Origin of the sequence: Streptomyces sp. NBC_00223 (assembly GCF_036199905.1) — a bacterium.
Lineage (GTDB): Bacteria > Actinomycetota > Actinomycetes > Streptomycetales > Streptomycetaceae > Actinacidiphila.
The window spans coordinates 4,421,696-4,437,024 of record NZ_CP108109.1 but is presented as its reverse complement, the minus strand read 5'-3'; the positions used below and the strand labels follow the sequence as shown (position 1 = coordinate 4,437,024).

Annotated in this window: 11 protein-coding genes; all 11 read right to left on the bottom strand. The window is 71.5% G+C overall.

Annotated elements, in window-relative coordinates; translation table 11 throughout:
• Positions 1-32: 32 nt before the first annotated feature.
• The 11 genes from OHA30_RS18685 to OHA30_RS18635 all read right to left on the bottom strand — a co-directional run bounded on the left by OHA30_RS18685 (position 33) and on the right by OHA30_RS18635 (position 15,325).
• Positions 33-1,130: a lactonase family protein gene (locus OHA30_RS18685; protein ID WP_443045112.1), complete on the bottom strand. Its 1,098-nt coding sequence runs from the start codon at positions 1,128-1,130 to the stop codon at positions 33-35.
• 1,049 nt (positions 1,131-2,179) lie between these two features.
• The gene (locus OHA30_RS18680) at positions 2,180-2,893 is read right to left on the bottom strand and encodes a GH12 family glycosyl hydrolase domain-containing protein (protein WP_328914997.1); all 714 of its coding nucleotides are present in this window, start codon (positions 2,891-2,893) and stop codon (positions 2,180-2,182) included.
• 772 nt (positions 2,894-3,665) lie between these two features.
• Positions 3,666-4,988: a hypothetical protein gene (locus OHA30_RS18675; RefSeq protein ID WP_328914996.1), complete on the bottom strand. Its 1,323-nt coding sequence runs from the start codon at positions 4,986-4,988 to the stop codon at positions 3,666-3,668.
• Between the two features lie 238 nt (positions 4,989-5,226).
• Positions 5,227-6,999 (bottom strand): copper resistance CopC/CopD family protein, encoded by a 1,773-nt coding sequence (locus OHA30_RS18670; RefSeq protein WP_328914995.1) that lies wholly within the window; start codon positions 6,997-6,999, stop codon positions 5,227-5,229.
• A complete protein-coding gene (locus tag OHA30_RS18665) occupies positions 6,996-7,739 on the bottom strand; it encodes a YcnI family protein (protein WP_328914994.1) in 744 nt (247 codons plus the stop codon). The genes OHA30_RS18670 and OHA30_RS18665 overlap by 4 nt, the downstream gene beginning before the upstream one ends.
• Positions 7,740-7,798: 59 nt before the next feature.
• On the bottom strand, positions 7,799-8,593 hold the full coding sequence (locus tag OHA30_RS18660) for an ABC transporter ATP-binding protein (protein ID WP_328914993.1): 795 nt from the start codon (positions 8,591-8,593) through the stop codon (positions 7,799-7,801).
• On the bottom strand, positions 8,587-9,738 hold the full coding sequence (locus OHA30_RS18655; protein WP_328914992.1) for an ABC transporter permease: 1,152 nt from the start codon (positions 9,736-9,738) through the stop codon (positions 8,587-8,589). Before OHA30_RS18655 ends, OHA30_RS18660 begins: the two co-directional genes overlap by 7 nt.
• 8 nt (positions 9,739-9,746) lie before the next feature.
• A complete protein-coding gene (locus OHA30_RS18650) occupies positions 9,747-11,009 on the bottom strand; it encodes an ABC transporter substrate-binding protein (RefSeq protein WP_328914991.1) in 1,263 nt (420 codons plus the stop codon).
• A gap of 520 nt (positions 11,010-11,529) precedes the next feature.
• The gene (locus OHA30_RS18645) at positions 11,530-12,093 is read right to left on the bottom strand and encodes a GNAT family N-acetyltransferase (RefSeq protein ID WP_328917902.1); all 564 of its coding nucleotides are present in this window, start codon (positions 12,091-12,093) and stop codon (positions 11,530-11,532) included.
• A gap of 35 nt (positions 12,094-12,128) precedes the next feature.
• Positions 12,129-13,268 (bottom strand): LLM class flavin-dependent oxidoreductase, encoded by a 1,140-nt coding sequence (locus OHA30_RS18640; protein ID WP_328914990.1) that lies wholly within the window; start codon positions 13,266-13,268, stop codon positions 12,129-12,131.
• 635 nt (positions 13,269-13,903) lie between these two features.
• Complete coding sequence (locus OHA30_RS18635; RefSeq protein WP_328914989.1) at positions 13,904-15,325, bottom strand: ATP-binding protein; 1,422 nt, start codon at positions 15,323-15,325, stop codon at positions 13,904-13,906.
• Between the last annotated feature and the right edge of the window lie 4 nt (positions 15,326-15,329).

The following is a 15,329-nucleotide window of genomic DNA, read 5'->3' as shown; positions in this document are numbered from 1 at the left end:
ACTGCCCGGCGGTGGCTTTCCGGGCGTCGGGGCTACAGGGCGACGATTCCCTCCCCGCCGACCGCGTCGGGGACGGTGACGGTGCCGACCTTGTCCAGGGAGCCGTCCGGCTCGACGCGGAAGGCGTCGACACCGCCGGTACCACCGGTCTGGACGTACAGGAAGCGCTCGTCGGGGGTGACGGCGGAATCCACGGTGCCCGCACCGGTCGCGGTGTCGCCGAGCGGTTCGAGCGTGGCCCGGCGGGTCTGCCGGAACCCGGAGAGCGTGTTGCTGCCGGCGTTGGAGGCGTAGAAGCGGTCCCCGGCGCGGGCGATCCAGCAGGTCGCCTGCTGACCGGTGGGCGCGTCGTCGAGCCGGACGAGGCTGCCGTCCCCGCGGATCGCGAAGGTCAGTACCGCGTTGGTGCCGGCATCGGCGACGACCAGGCGGCCGTGGCCGTCGAAGGTGAAGCCGAAGGGAACCGCTCCGTTCTCCACGTTCACGACGGGCCGGGCGGAGAGGGCTCCGGACGGGCTCACTCCGAAGACGTCGATGCTGCTGCCGCCGGCCTTCGTGGTGACGATCAGTCGGGAACCGTCGTCGGTGAAGGACACCTGGCCGGGGGTATGGGTGAACTCCGGCGCTGCCGTGGTGTCGAGGCCGAGCTCCCGCTTCCACCCGGCCACCCGCTCCAGCCTCTTGCCTCCGGCGATCCGGTAGCCCTGGACGGAACCGCCCTCGCGGGCGTTGAGGACGTAGACCCGGTCCTTGTGGACGGTGACGCTGACGGGGAAGCTTCCGCCGGAGGAGATGACCTGCTCGCGGTGGAGCTTTTCGCCGTCGACGGAGAAGACGGTGACGGTGTCACTGCCCGCGTTGACAGCGAAGAGGAGGTGGTGGGCACAGTCGTAGACGAGGGAGTCCTGCGAGGCGAGGTGGTCGACGACCGAGCCGTCGAGGACGCCGCCCTTACCGCCGGTGGCGAAGGTGCCCCGCCGGCTGAGGGAGCCGTCGGCGGCGCGGCGGTAGGCGACGATCTCGTTGCCGGCGGGGTTGTCCGTCTGAACGAACACCGGACCCTCGGACCCGCTCGGGTGCGGGGCGGGTGACGCCGCTGCCGAAGCGGCGGGGAGGGCGAACACAGCCATGGAGCCCGCCACCGCGACGGCAGTCCTGGCAGCGTGAGCGAACGTGGGCAAGCGCTTCATCGTTCCTCTTCGGGCAGAGATGGGTTTGCGAGCTGGCTCCCTGCCCACGGCCTGGGCAGATGCGGTCCGCCGCCAGGATCGGGCAGACGGCGGACGCGAACCGTGACCGACGGGGCCAGGCTCCTCCGTTGGTGTGAGCGGTCCCGTCGAACGGCCCCAGGCAAAGATCGGTCTCGGTGGTCCGGAGGTTTCCCAGCGATCGATGCCTGCCCCGATACCTCACCGAGGGTCAACTGCCCCCGAAGACTTTTCGTGGCGTACTGCCGCACCACTCGTGCACCAGATGCAGCGGTACGCCACGGGCGATCACGGTCACACAGGTCATGGCCAAGGTGTGCCCCCAAGTCCATGAAGGCCGCCTGACCAGGGGAGAGGCCAGAAGAGCGCCCATGATTCCCAAGCTCGGAGCGTGGGTTCGATTCCCGTCATCCGCTCGTGACGACCGGGATGCGGGTCGTCGGGCATGCGCGCGCCCAACCGCTGGCCCGAACGGCAAGCAGTCGCACGAACGAGCGATCACGGACCCGGCGAGATGGGACTTGACGTCCTCTCAGATCGCCGCGGACCAGCAGCGTTGCGACGGCTCCTTGAATCCGCCCAGTGCACCTCTTTCGCTCTCGCGGAGCACCTGCATCAGGAGGGCGTCACGGCCTCCACCAGAACCGGACGGTTCAGACCGGGCGTGGCCCGGTCCTGTCAGCACGATGCTCAAGCCCGTACCGGCGGAGCCGCCAGGGACCGGCTGCAACGCAGGGCCCGCGACGGTCGTCGGTGAAGGTGCCGCGGCGCCGCTCCGGGGTCGCCCGCGGTCGACCGGGGTGCCGATCTCGAACCGCGTGCTCCGGAAGCCCTCACGCCTCGGGGCCGGGCGGTCGCCGAACGAGCCGCCCTGCCGGCCGGGTCGCATGCGACGTCCCGCCGTCGGCTCCGTGCGCCGGGTGGCGCTCTCCGCGGGGCGGGAGGGCGCCGTCCGGCGTTTCTGTCGCCCGTCAGGACGAGGACACGGAGAACGAGTTCGTCGTGAAGTTCAGGCCGCCGGCGGAGGACGTGATCTCGTAGCCGAACTGGACGTTGCCGAGGGTGATGTCGCCGAACCAGCCCTTGGTGTTCTTGAGCCAGTTCAGGACGGCCAGCACGTCCACGGTGGAAGAGCTCGTGTTGGACGTGCGGACGAAGGAGAAGACGGCGTTGGCGCCGTTGCTCCCCTTGTAGACCGTCCACGTGCTGCCGCCGACGGTGACGGTGCCCTGCGAGGTGCCGAGCGGGCCGACCGCGCCGGTCTTGTTCATCCAGAGCATGATCTCGTACGCGTTGTTCGTGTCCCAGACGTCGTACGCCGTCTCGTACGCGCCGCTCGACGGCACGCTGACGTTGAAGCTGGAGCTGACGGAGTGCAGCGCGCTGAGCTTCTTGCCCACGTAACGGGTGGCGTTGGGGTACGACTTCACGCCGCCGGTGTTCGGGTGGTTCGCCGACACCCCCCAGTCGCTGTACGAGTTGGCCCAGATCGTCTGCGAGCCGGCGCCGCTGCCCCAGACGTCGTTGTAGAGGGTGTAGCCGCCGTTGGACCAGGTGGCCCACTGGTCGCTCGACGACCAGGTGGCGGCCTGGGCGGGCGCTGCGGCCAGTCCGACGGCGGCGGCCGCGGCGGCGGCGAGGCCGAGCAGGAGGGTGCGGGGGTTTCTCCGAAGAGTCACGTGCATGGGGGGACTCCGTTTCGTGTGGCTGTGACGGCTCCCGCGCGGACATATCGTCGAAGCGCTTCGACTGAGGGATGAAGCAGCTCGGTGCCATCATCGGAGGTTTGAGCGATACGATGACAGTCGAATTGTCGAAGCGCAACGAGTCCTACCGAGCGGGTTTTCACTGGCCGAAAGCCGCCGGCGCCGTCCCGTCGGGCGGGAGTCTTCATGCCGCTCCATGCGGGCGGCTCGCCACTGCCCTGTGACCTGCGGTCTCTGTTTCGGTGCCTGGTGGGGTGCGAGAGGGTGGGGTGACTCAGGGGACGGCCCGAACTCTTCGCCGCGGGAGGCGGGGCGGCCTGGCCGTACTGCCGGGTGTTCGTCCGGCCGAATCATGTGGGGCTCGCCGTCGGGTGTTCGACGGTCCGGCGCCAGGACCACGCCCGCCGCCACCCGCACCAGGTCTCCGGCGGCTGGCGACTGGCGGCCGGCGGCCGGTGACGACGGCACCTTGACCGTCCCGCTGCGGATACGCGGTCCGACCCGTTCGATCGTCTTCGTCCGCGAGGCCGACCACCTGGTCAGCCGTTCGGCGAAGATCCGCAGCTTCGTGACCATGCGGGGCGCCGGGGCCCACCGGGAGCGCATGCTCCTGCTGCACGGCGAGGAGATCGGACTGGGGTCCGATGACGAATGCCCGGACCCGCCGTCGACCGACGGGAGCGCCGGCCCCCGCACGGCCGGTAGCCGGACACGTCGGCGAGCAGCACGCCACGACACCCGAGCGGGTAGGTCAGTGCCAGGTGGCCTGGTGGTCGCGGTGGGTGGGGAGGTAGGCGCCGGGGGTGAAGTGGTGGTCGTAGAAGTCCGGGTCGAGGTGCTGGGCTTGCAGGTAGTTGAGGATGTGGACGGTGGGTACGGTGCCGGGGACCTTGCCGAAGGTCTCGTCGATGTAGCTCACCTGGTCGGTCAGCAGGCGTACGAAGCGCTCGTCGTACGGGGCGGCGGAGGAGCGTACCCGGCGGGTGTCGCGCCAGGGTCCCGGGGTGTCGGGGTGGAACGGGCCGCCGGGGCCGAACTTCCGCTCGGTGAAGCGTTGCACGGCCTCCGTGGCGTCCCGTACGTGAGGGCGCGACAGGGTCTCGAAGACGCCGACGAGGCCGGTCGGGTTGGGCAGCGCCCACCGCTCGTCGTGCTCGACGTGGAAGCCCAGGCCGGGGACGTCCGGGTTGCCGGAGGCGCCGAGCACCGAGAGCCGGTCGATCCCGTCGAAGGTCCACCCGCCCAGGCCCATTGCGCCCAGCAGCAGATGGCCGTTGTAGACGCCGGTGATGAGCTCGGCGCTCGCCTCGGCCAGGGTGTACTGCTCCACGAAGGAGAGCGGGTACGGGTCGCCCGCGTGACGCAATGACGGGTCGTGCGCGCCGGGGAGCGGGCGGCCGTTGACGTCGTCGTACACGCCGTAGCCGTTCTGCAGGAAGAAGGCGAGGTTGGCGATCAGGTGCTGGGCGAGGTCGGCGACCGGGATGACCAGCAGGGAGCCGGGATGGTTGGCGATCCAGGTGTTGTGGCCTTCCAGGTACGGCTCTTCGCGGGGCAGCCACAGGCGCTGCGGGGAGAGCTTGCGGTAGCGGGCCGTGGTGGCGTTCAGCCAGGCGTCGACGTCGAGGCCGTCCGCCTCGGCGCCGGACGGGACCTCGCCCGCGGGGGCCTCGTCGCGGCTGGACAGGAAGTACGTGCCCGAGTCGTCGGTGAAGAAGAACTCGGTGGTGTGGAAGCCGGCGGCCGAGGGAAAGGTCCGACCGCCGGCCGCGCCCGGGTAGTTGGGGAGCGCCGGGGCGTAGCCGGGGTGATGGGAGATCCCGAGGTTCCACCCGGTCACGCCGGTGACGACGGCCAGGACGAGGGCCCGCTCCACTTCGCTGAGCGGCTGCGCCGGCCTGCCGCTGGTGAAGGCCAACTCTCCGGAGGGGATGCTGCCGCCGACCGGAAAGCGCCGCGAACGCCGACCGTTGACGGCGGCGACCAGGGGAAAACGCAGAAGGGCGTCGACGGCGTCGCGCTCACGCGCGGAGAGGCGGAGGGCGCGGGCGGGGGTGTCTGAGGCGTCGGACATGGTGGGGTCTCCGTTGACGTGGGTGGGTGGGGCGGGTGGGGCGGGTGCGGCACCGGCTTCCGCTTGCCACGTACGCGGCCGTGCGGATGACGACTCGTCGAGCGGCGGCTCCGATCGCGGCGCGGACGCCGGTCATCCGGCCTCGGCGGCCGATCCGGTCCCCGTCCCACGCGACCCGGGCCGCCACACCTTCCAGCGGGACGGGCGGGGCGCGAACAGCGCTGCCGGAGGCGGTGGTTCACAGGACCCGGTAGTGCAGCGCGGTCGTGTACTGCTCGGTCGGACCGGCGACGACCGTGAGGGTCGCGGTCCACCGTCCTGCGGCGGGTACGTTGACCGAGGAGCTGACGAAGGTGAACGCCGTGGCCCTGCCCGGGCGGATCGAGCCGGGCAGCCGGTACGAGAAGGGAACGCGCAGGTCCTCGACCGCGCCGGCGTCCTGCCCGAGGTCGAGCGACACGGACCTCGGCAGCGCGGTCGTGTCGCCTGCGCCCTGGGCGGTGACACGGAAGCTCTCCAGGCCGCGCCGGGCGGGCGCGACCTCGAAGATCACGGTGTACGGGCCGACCACGGCGTGCACGACCCGGGTCGGGGCGTACGCGGCTCCGGCGGGGGCGACGGAGGACAGCACACCGGAGACGACGACGATCACCACCCCGATCCCCGCCTCGGCCCGCACCCGCCCGCGCAACCGCGCCGTCTCCCCGGGCGGGACCAGGCCGTGTACGGCGCCCGCGCTCGGGCCCGCGCTCGGGCTTTTCGCGGCGACATCGCCCGGGCCAACACCCGCACCGCGCCTGCCCACGCCCCGCCTGCCCGCCCACCGGCCCACCCAGCGGTTGCCGCGCCACCCCAGCAGCAGGGCAGCGGCCACCAGCGCGAGCTTCACCAGGAGTACGCAGCCGTACGTCGTGTGAACCAGCGCCGGTACGTACCGCACCTGGATCAGGGCCTGGATCAAGCCGGTGAGCGCCAGCAGAGCCACGCTGGACGCCGCGTAACGCGACCAGAGGGGGAGCCGGGCCAGCCGGGTCGGGGTCAGACGGCGCCGGAGCATCAGCCGGCCTAGGACGGCGAGGCCGCCGAGCCATGCCGTGACCGCCGACACGTGGACCAGCGTGGTCGCGAAGTACCACCAGGAGCCCGTGCCGCCATGGCCGTTGTGGACGACGGAGCCGAGCGCCGCCAACGCCAGCACCGCTCCCCCGGCCCACCATCCGGCCGATTCCGCGCCCCCGGCCCTCCGCAGCCGCGGCAGCACCGCGAGCGCCGCCGCGAGCAGCCCGGCCCGTACCAGAACCGCCCCCGCGTAGCCGGACCCCGCGAACGCGCGCAGGCCCGCCCAGGTGGCACCGCCCGGCACGGCGGAGGCGTCCCACAGGTACTGCGCCACCACCTGGAGCACCGAAGCAACTAGCGCCAGCAGCATGCCCGCACCGGCGACGCGCCGCAGGACCCGGCGCTCGTCACGGTCGGCGCCGAGCACGAGACCGGCGGGAAGGACGCCGAAAGCGGCGACGAGCCCCAGATACAGCAGGCCCTTGACGGCGCCGACGACCAGTTGCAGGCCCGCGCTCGGCTGCGGGGCCGGCGGCGCGGTGGCCGCCGTCGCGGGTACGCCGTAGCCGAACTCGATCGAGCCGCCCACCGGGTGCGTGTCGCTGGAGACCACCGACCAGCCGGCGATGTAGGTGCCCTTGGCCAGTCCTGCCCGCATGCCGATGACCAGGGTGCGCCGCCCGCCGGTGAGTCGCACCGATCCACTGCCCGCATCCCTACCCGCCGCGTCCACCACGCCGGCCGCCCCTTTCCCGACCGGCAGCGTGACCGGCTCGTCGAAGGTCACCCGCACCTCCGTCGGGGGCACGGTCACCTCCGACCCGTTCGAGGGGGTGGTGGCGATCGTGTACGCGTGCGCGGCAGCCGGCGGCGCCGTACGGATCAGACCGGTCAGCGCGCCGAGCAGGACGAGGAGGGTGAGCGCGCAGCGCCGCCTCCAGGGCCTGGTCACGAAGGCGTACGCTCCGCGTCCTGGCTGCTCGTGGCGGCCGCGGGCAGCGCGACGGCAGGGCGGCGGCCCCTGGACAGCGCCGTACCGCCCGCCGCGCCGGCCCCCAGCGCCAGCACGATCCCGGCGACGCCGAGTCCGACACCCCAGCCGCCCTGGGAACCGCCGGAACCGCCGGAGCCGCCCGGGGAGGCCGCCACCGGCGAAGACGCCGCCGCCCGGGTAATGGTCACGCTCGGCGCCGGGTGCTCCGGCTCCGCCCCGTCCTGCGCCTGCTGCACCCAGTCGACCTCGGTGCCGTCCGAGTAGCGCTGCACGGTCGGCAGGTAGAGCGTGCCGGACGCGGGCAACGGACCCACCGACAGCGAGAACCGGCCGAACTGGCCCGGGGCCAGGCCCCCTTCGGTCGCCGTCCAGGTCACCGCGGTGACGGCCGAGGTGACGGTCCCGCCGTCGTCGTCCTTGGCCGGCGTCGCGAGCCCGGTACGGGCGAGCTGTACGCGCCAGCCGGGCACGGGCTCGCTCAGCACCGAGGTCAGCGGCGTACTGGACGGCAGGTGCACGGTCAGCTCCACGGTGTGCGCGGTCGCCGACTCGACGGGCACCTTGAAGGTCAGCACGGCGCTGCCTCCGCCCGTCGTGCTCGACGCCGTCACGGTGACGTGCGCGGCGGCCGGCCCGGCCGCCCCGAGCACCAGGGCGGCCGCCCCGACCGCGACGGCGATACCTCGTGCGTGCTTCATGGCGCCTGCTTCCGTCCTGGTTCCGTTCGCTCGTCAGTGGGGTCTCTTCGAGCCGTTGGTCAGTGGGTCTCTTCGAGCTCGTCGGGCTGCGTGGTGGCCTCCTCGTCGAGCAGCGCGAGGATGCGCGCGCGCAGGGCGACGAACTCGGGGGCGGACTGCTCGCGCGGGCGGTCGAGCCCGACCTCGACGATCTCGCGTATCCGGGCCGGGCGCGGCGAGAGCACGACCAGCCGGTCGGCCAGCACCAGCGCCTCGCTGACGTCGTGGGTGATGAGGACCGCGGTGAAGCCCCGCTCCTGCCACAGCCGCAGCAGCTCGCCCTGGAGCACCCTGCGGGTCAGCGCGTCGAGCCTGCCCAGCGGTTCGTCGAGCAGGAGCACCGAAGGGTCGTTGACCAGCGCGCGGGCCAGCGCGGCCCGCTGCGCCATGCCGCCGGACAGCTGCGCGGGCCAGGCGTCGGCGAAGTCGGTCAGACCGACCAGTGCGAGCGCGTCGTCGATGCGCTGCTTCGACCCGGCCAGGGCGCCGCGCGCCTGCGGCCCGATCGCCACATTGCCGCGGACCGTTCGCCAGGGCAGCAGCGTCGGGTCCTGGAAGACCAACGCGCGGCTCGGGTCGGGCGCCGTCACCCGAGCGCCGTCGACATGCACCGAGCCGAACAGCGGCCGGTCGAGCCCCGCGAGCAGCCGGATCAGCGTCGATTTGCCCGAGCCGCTCGGCCCGACCAGGGCGACGAACTCACCGGGCCGTACCGACAGCGAGATGTCGTCGAGGACCGCGAGATCGCCGTCGGCGGCACGGAAGGCCTGCGTGACGTTGCGGATGTCGACGGCGGCGCCGTGGCCGGTCACCATCGGGTCAGCTCCTTCTCCCAGCGCAGCACCCAGCCACGCAACCGGAACAGCAGGGTCAGCAGCACGCCGCAGACGGCGACCAGGACGACGATGCCCGCGTACAGGGCGGGGAAGTCGCCCCAGCTCTTCTGCCAGTTGAGGTACCAGCCGAGCCCCGAGTTGACGCCGAAGTTCTCCGCCACCGTGAGGCTGACGAAGGACGAGCCGAGCGCCATGAAGGCGCCTGTGAAGATGCTCGGCAGCGCGGCCGGCAGGCTCACCCGCAGCACCAGGAACCAGCTCTTGGCGCCCAGGGTCTGCGTGACGTCGTAGTACGAGCGCGGCACGCTCACGATGCCCGCCCTGGTCAGGACGGTGATGGGAAACCACACGCTGACCGCGATCAGGAAGATCGCCCCGCTGTAGGCGGTCGGGAAGAGCGCGAAGATCACCGGGACCCAGGCCAGCGTGGGCACGGGCCCGAGGAACATGAGGACCGGGTGCACCCAGTAGTTGGCCTGCTGCCACCAGCCGATCGTCACGCCGGTGGCCAGCCCGGCGACCAGGCCGAGCACGAAGCCGAGCGCGAGCAGCTGGAGGGAGTTGCCCAGGCTCTCGGCGAGAATCCGCCGGTCGCTCCACAGGTGCTCGAAGATCTCCTGCGGGGCGGCGAAGTACGGCGTTTCGAGCAGTTGGGTCTTGGCGGTGGAGATCTCCCAGAAGATCCCCCAGACCGCGGAGCCGACCAGCCAGGCGGAGCCGTGCGCGACCCGGGCCGCCGCGCGGGCGCCGAACCGCCCGCGGGTGGCGGCCAGCGCCCAGAACACGGCGGCGAGACCGGCGACGACCAGACCGGCGATCGAGGTGAAGCGCGTCGTGTGCTGGACGGCGGCGAGGTCGGGCGCCGGCAGCCGGGGGCTGTCGGACAGTGCCTCGGTGAGCGCGCTGAAGGCGACCCAGCCGAGGATGCCGGCCGCGGTGAGGACGGGGTTGATACGGACAGGGTGAGTGGTCTTCCGCAGGGCGGCGTGGATGCGGGACGCGCCCTGCACGGTCGTCTCCGCCGCGGACGGGGCCGCCGGTCGCGCCTTCCGCGCGGCGGGCGCGGTGGTGAGCGGGGTGACGGGCGCGGCGCTGGGCGGGGTGACGGGCGGGGTGGAGGCCATGGTCTTCCTCAGAAGTCCAGGCCGAGGTTCACGAAGACCTTGTCGGCCAACGCCCTGGCATCCGTGCTCGACGGCAGGAAGCCGGTGTGGATGAACTTCGCGATGCCCGGCTCCAGGGCCCGCTGGAGGTTCTTGGGCGACGGGTCGAAGGTGAGGGTGCGCAGGACCGGCAGGATGTTCTCCGGCTTGTCGGGCACGTACTTGGCCGACGACTCGATCTCGGCCGTCTTCTGGAGGTTGGCCCCCGCCCAACGCGAGCCGCGCGCCCACGCGGTGACGAGCCTGGCCGCGGTGACCGGGTCCTCGCTGACGAAGGTCTGGTTGAGGGCGACCGCGCAGCACGGGTAGGAGGCGTTGCGGCTCAGGTCGCGGTTGTTCGACACCTCCCGCGCCCAGCCGTCCTTGACTCCTTGGATGATCGGCAGGAAGCCGCCGGCCGTCGCGATGGCGTCGACCTTCTTGTCCTTGAGGGCCTTGGGCAGCAGGTCCTGCTCGATCACCACCCACTCGACCTGCTTGGCGGCCGGGCTGGAGTTGATGCCGGCGTCGAGCAGGTCGAGGGAGAAGAAGTTGGTCGCGGACCCCTGGAGACTGCTGACCCCGATCCTGCGGCCCTTGAGCGAGGAAACGGACGGTACGGAGCCGTCGTCGCGGACGTAGAGGTCGAGGCAGCCGTGGTGCAGGCCGCCGGACAGCTTGACCGGAGCGCCGTTGTAGATGGGGCCGAGGAAGTTGAAGAAGATCCCGTTGCTCGCCGTGTACTTGCCGGAGCCGACCGCCGCGGCGACGTCCTCGTCGGTACCGGTCTTCTTCAGTACGACGTTGAGCCCCGCGTCCTTGAAGAAGCCGTTCTCGTAGGCGACGACCAGCGGCGCTTCGCAGACACCGCTGGGGGCGGTGACCCGTATCTCCCGGTCGGCCCAGGACTTGGTGACGGTGAGGCCGTCCGCCTCGTGGTCGTCGGCCTTGCCGCGTTTGAGGAAGGCCCAACTGCCCAGGCCCGCGGCTGCCACGGCGCCGACGCCGAGGCCGCCGAGCGAGAGCAGGCGACGGCGCGAGACACCCGAGGCGTCGTCGAGGTCGACGTTCGCCTCGACGAGTCGGAGGCCGTCGGCTTGTGGGGTGTCGGCTGGTGAGCCGTCAGCTTGCGGGCCGTCGGCTTGTGAGGTGTCGGCTTGGGGGCCGTCGGCCTGTGGGCTGTCGGCTGCCGATCGGTCGCCTTCGGATCGGTCGCCTTCGGATTCAGGGACAGCGGGAATGTCGTCACTCATCGTTCGCACATCCTGTGGTCAATTGGCGAAACAGCTCGATGCCACGGCCGGAAATGGACAACACGGCGTACATATACGTACGCGCGTATGCGCGGTTGTGGCGTGTTGCCGGGAATCGGCAGGAGAGCGCCGCGTTTCGGACGGGCCGCTTTCCTGCTACGGGGGCGGTCGGCGGACGACCGGGCGGCCCGGGATCAGCGCTCGGCGGGGTGTCCCGGACAGAGCGCGGCAGCGATGCGCCCCAGGTCGATGTGCCGACGGCAACAGCCCTGGAAGGCACGCGGGTTGCCGCGGGACAGCGACGTCGACCGCTCGGCCATCCCCCGCACCCCCACTCGGCGGCGGATGCCGCTCGCCCGTCCCGCGCTCGTCGAACCGTCGCATTCCGAAGACGTACCGCCTACGGCAGAAAACGTAGCTCCGGGGCGACGAGCGGGGCAAGACGGCGAATCTTGCAGGTTTATGAAAGCTGTGTCAACGCGCCCTTTCGGGGCTCCGGAAGGGCGCGTTTCGGAGGCATTCAGGGGCGCCCGTACGGGGCGGGGGCGGATCGGGGTACCGGGCCGAAATGGTGGCGGCGGGGTGGCGGGAACTCGTCCGGGCCGATCGGCTCGTCGCCCACCAGCCGTTTGGCGAACGGCAGCGGGCCGCCCAGCGACTCGGGGTCGGCGGTGAGGTCGAACAACGCGGAGTAACCCGTCGTCAGGTAAAGGCCCTTGGCCTCCGGCTGGCGCGGCCCGGTGGTCAGGTAGATCCGCTGGTAGCCGACTTCGGCCGCGGCCCGCTCAAGGGCGTCCACGACGCGCCGTGCCAGCCCTTGGCGGCGGTGCCCGCTGTGCGTCCAGATCCGCTTCAGCTCCGCGGTGCGCTCGTCGAAGCGGCGGAAGGCACCGCCCGCGACCGGCTCGCCGTCCAGCAACAGCAGGAGCAGCAGCCCACCGCGCCGCGGCTCGAACTCTTCCACCGGATAGCGCGCCATCTCCTGACTCCTCCCGCCGAGGGAGGGGTAGCGGGTGCTGTACTCGTACTCCAGCTCCCGCAGCAGCGGTTGCGCCAGCGGATCCGCCAGCGTGGCCACCCGCATCTCGATACGCGGTCCGGGCTCGGCGGTGTCCACCGTCACCTCCGTGCCGTTGCTGCCACGGGCTCGGCGTCCCGCGCGGGACGCGCCGCCCGTTCGGCGTCGCGCTTGGCGACCTCTGCCCGCACCAGCGGAATGACCTGCCGGCCGAAGTCGACGGCGTCGTCCAGCAGGTCGTAACCGCGGGCCGAGATGATGTCGACGCCGAGGTCGACGTAGTCCAGCAGCGCTTGCGCGACGGTCTCCGGCGTGCCGACCAGGGCGTTGGAGTTGCCCGCGCCACCGGTGACCGCGGCGGTGCGGGTCCACAGCGCGCGGTCGTAGCGCTCGCCCTGCTCGGCGATGCCGATCAGCCGCTGCGAACCGGTGTTCTGCGGGGCGTCTCCGCCGCGCCGCCGCCACGCGCCCGCCGCCCGGCGCTGCTCGATGGCGGCGACCGTGCGGTGCGCCTTCTCCCAGGCCAGTTCCTCGGTGGGCGCGATGATCGGCCGGAAGGCGACCTGGATGCGCGGCGGAGTGCTGCGGCCGGCGGCCAGTGCGGCCGCCTTGACCGCCTCGATCTGCTTGGCGGTCTCGGCCAGTGGCTCGCCCCACAGCGCGTAGATGTCGGCGACGGCGCCACCGGCCGCGTACGCGGCGGGCGACGATCCGCCGAACGAGACGTCCGGGTGCGGCTGCCGTACCGGGAAGATGTCGGAGACGTAGTCGTGGAAGCGGTAGTGCGTGCCCTCGTGGTCGAACGCCTCATGCTCGGTCCACACGCGTTTGACGATCTCGATGTACTCCCGGGTGCGTGCGTAGCGCTCGTCCTTGCTCAGAACGTCGCCCTCGCGCTGCTGCTCGTGGTCGTTGCCACCGGTGATGAAGTGCACGGCGAGCCGGCCGTCGCTGATCGCGTCGAGCGTCGCGAACTCCCGGGCGGCGAAGGTCGGATAGGACACGTTGGGGCGGTGCGCCAGCAGGATCTGGAGGCGTTCGGTGCGCGCGGCGATGTACGCCGCGGCGGTGCCCGGCTCCGGCGAGGCGGAACTGTAGGCGAACAGCACCCGGTCCCAGCCGTGGTCCTCGTGGGCGCGGGCGAGCCGCAGCGTGTAGTCCCTGTCGAAGGACGCGCCGGAGCGCGGGGTGGACTCGGAGCCGTCGTTGGTGGCGGCGATACCGAGGAACTCGACTGGCATGGCGGAGCCTCTCATCGGGGTGGCGGGTCGGAGCGGCCGACGGCCGGGTGGGCGTTGACGACTCTCACGGGTGGTGACGGCGTCGGTGGCGTCATGGGGGTGGGCATCGCCGTCTCTTGCGGCGGAGGTGGACGGCGGCCGGAGCCGCGCGCGCAGGCTGCCGCCGGGGCTCGCGCACGGCCGTGCGCGAGCGAAAAAGGGTGAGGGGTGCCGTCAGGAACGGCGGATCGTCAGCGACAGAGCGCGGCGTGGGTTCGGCACAGATCGACGTGCCGACGCTTCGTACAGCCGGGCCGCAGAACCGCGACCGACACGACGGGCGATCCCTTCACGACGACTCCGATCGGCCCGACCGCGAAAGCCGGGCACAGCTCCGCGGCCCCGGACGCGTCCCGGCCGCGTGATGCGTATGAACGATGCAGGACGAACGTACGTGCCGGATGGCGGGCCCTGTCAAGACCCCCTGGATACCGCATCGCTACAGCGCCCCGGAGTCGGCGGCGCTTCGCGGTACCAAGAAGCTTCGTCTCCCCTCCCCCACCCGAGCCGGCCCCGTTCGGCCTCGACCCACTTCCCGATGCTGGAGCCCGGGGTTTCGCTGTCTGGTGAGGACCGATGGCCCGTAGCTCCAGTGGTCAGGAGCGCCACGCCGCGAGAAGCTCGGCAGGCCCGTACGCGGCATCCAGGCCCGTACATGCGGTCCCGCTGCGCGAGACGGCCACCGTGCGTACCGGTTCAGACGTGAGCGCGGCGCGGTGGCGGTGCAGCGCCACGAGATCATGCTGGTCGAACGGGGAGTTCTCCAGCCACTTCACCGAGCCGACGAACAACAGGTCCTTGGCGATCGGCCCCCGGTCGGCTCCGACAACGTCGATCTCCACGTCATTGGTCCGGGTCCAGTAGCCGCCGATAGCAGGGGCGGCGGGGAGGTTCGCATCGGGCAGCAGCCGTGCCAGTGCCTCTCGCACCAGAGGTTCGACCGCCCGGCCGCGCCAGCTGGTCCAGTTGCCGCGGATACGCTGCAATGTCAGGTCACCCCTACCGCGCTCGATCTCCTCCATCGCCGGGCCCAGGAGTTTCAGCCAGAAGCGGAGATAGGGGTCCGCGACCCTGTAACGGCGGTCCTTCGAGGGCCGTGTGGAGAGAGGCAGTTCCGCCGCGATCACCCGTTTCTCAGTGAGAAGCCCAAGCGCTCGCTGCAGCGGGGTAGCTCCGATTCCGCCGGCGGCGCGGGCAATGTTCGAGAAGGTCCGCTCACCGCTGCCGATCGCCGACAGCACAGTGCGGGCCTGTGCCTGCTGCGGGAACTCAGCAGCAAGCGAGCGCTCCGCGGACACCAGCAGGGCCGATACCGGATCGTTGAGCGCCGTCCGGAGAAAGTCCCACATCCCGGCGCCGTTCGGCCACTCCGCGCAGATCAGGGGAAGTCCACCGGTGATCAGGGCCGCGTCGAAGGCGTCGGCGGGCTCCGCGAGGCCCAGCATCTCACCCACTTCCGCCGGGTTGAGCGGCCCCAGGACCATCTCTCGTCCGCGCTGGTGGAACGGGCGTCCGTAGCTGTTCAGCGCCTCCATCATGGACAGGTCGGAGCCGATGAGGACCAGCAGAACAGGTTTGGTTTCCAAAGCCCTGTCCCAGGCCCTCTGGAGGACCCCCTCGAAGGCACCCTCGGCATCCATCAGATAGGGCACCTCGTCCATGACCACCACGCTGGGCCGGTCACCCGGCAAGGTAGCCGCCAGCACATCGAAGGCGGCGTCCCAGTTCGGCGGGCGTGCGGCGGAGAGCACATGCGCAAGTGGAAGACTGGACGACTGCGCGTCCTGAGCGAACCGTTCCAGGTCGACCTTGGGTGACGCGCCGGTAGCCGCGTAGAAGAGGAAGGGAACTCCGGATCTCTCGGCGAACTGCTCGACCAACCGTGACTTGCCTACCCGCCGCCGCCCCCGCAGCATCACGCACCGTCCGGGCCGCTGCCCTCCGACACCGGCCGCCACCTTGGTCAGCTCACGATCGAGCATGTTGAGCTCGTGCCGTCTTCCCACGAATTCCGCCATCGAT

What these genes read in the sequence shown, in the direction of transcription:
- OHA30_RS18685 (WP_443045112.1), bottom strand. Translation starts at nt 1,130, where the DNA reads ATGGCTGTGTTCGCCCTCCCCGCCGCTTCGGCAGCGGCGTCACCCGCC.
- OHA30_RS18680 (WP_328914997.1), bottom strand. Translation starts at nt 2,893, where the DNA reads ATGCACGTGACTCTTCGGAGAAACCCCCGCACCCTCCTGCTCGGCCTC.
- OHA30_RS18675 (WP_328914996.1), bottom strand. Translation starts at nt 4,988, where the DNA reads ATGTCCGACGCCTCAGACACCCCCGCCCGCGCCCTCCGCCTCTCCGCG.
- OHA30_RS18665 (WP_328914994.1), bottom strand. Translation starts at nt 7,739, where the DNA reads ATGAAGCACGCACGAGGTATCGCCGTCGCGGTCGGGGCGGCCGCCCTG.
- OHA30_RS18660 (WP_328914993.1), bottom strand. Translation starts at nt 8,593, where the DNA reads ATGGTGACCGGCCACGGCGCCGCCGTCGACATCCGCAACGTCACGCAG.
- OHA30_RS18655 (WP_328914992.1), bottom strand. Translation starts at nt 9,738, where the DNA reads ATGGCCTCCACCCCGCCCGTCACCCCGCCCAGCGCCGCGCCCGTCACC.
- OHA30_RS18650 (WP_328914991.1), bottom strand. Translation starts at nt 11,009, where the DNA reads ATGAGTGACGACATTCCCGCTGTCCCTGAATCCGAAGGCGACCGATCC.
- OHA30_RS18645 (WP_328917902.1), bottom strand. Translation starts at nt 12,093, where the DNA reads ATGCGGGTGGCCACGCTGGCGGATCCGCTGGCGCAACCGCTGCTGCGG.
- OHA30_RS18640 (WP_328914990.1), bottom strand. Translation starts at nt 13,268, where the DNA reads ATGCCAGTCGAGTTCCTCGGTATCGCCGCCACCAACGACGGCTCCGAG.
- OHA30_RS18635 (WP_328914989.1), bottom strand. Translation starts at nt 15,325, where the DNA reads ATGGCGGAATTCGTGGGAAGACGGCACGAGCTCAACATGCTCGATCGT.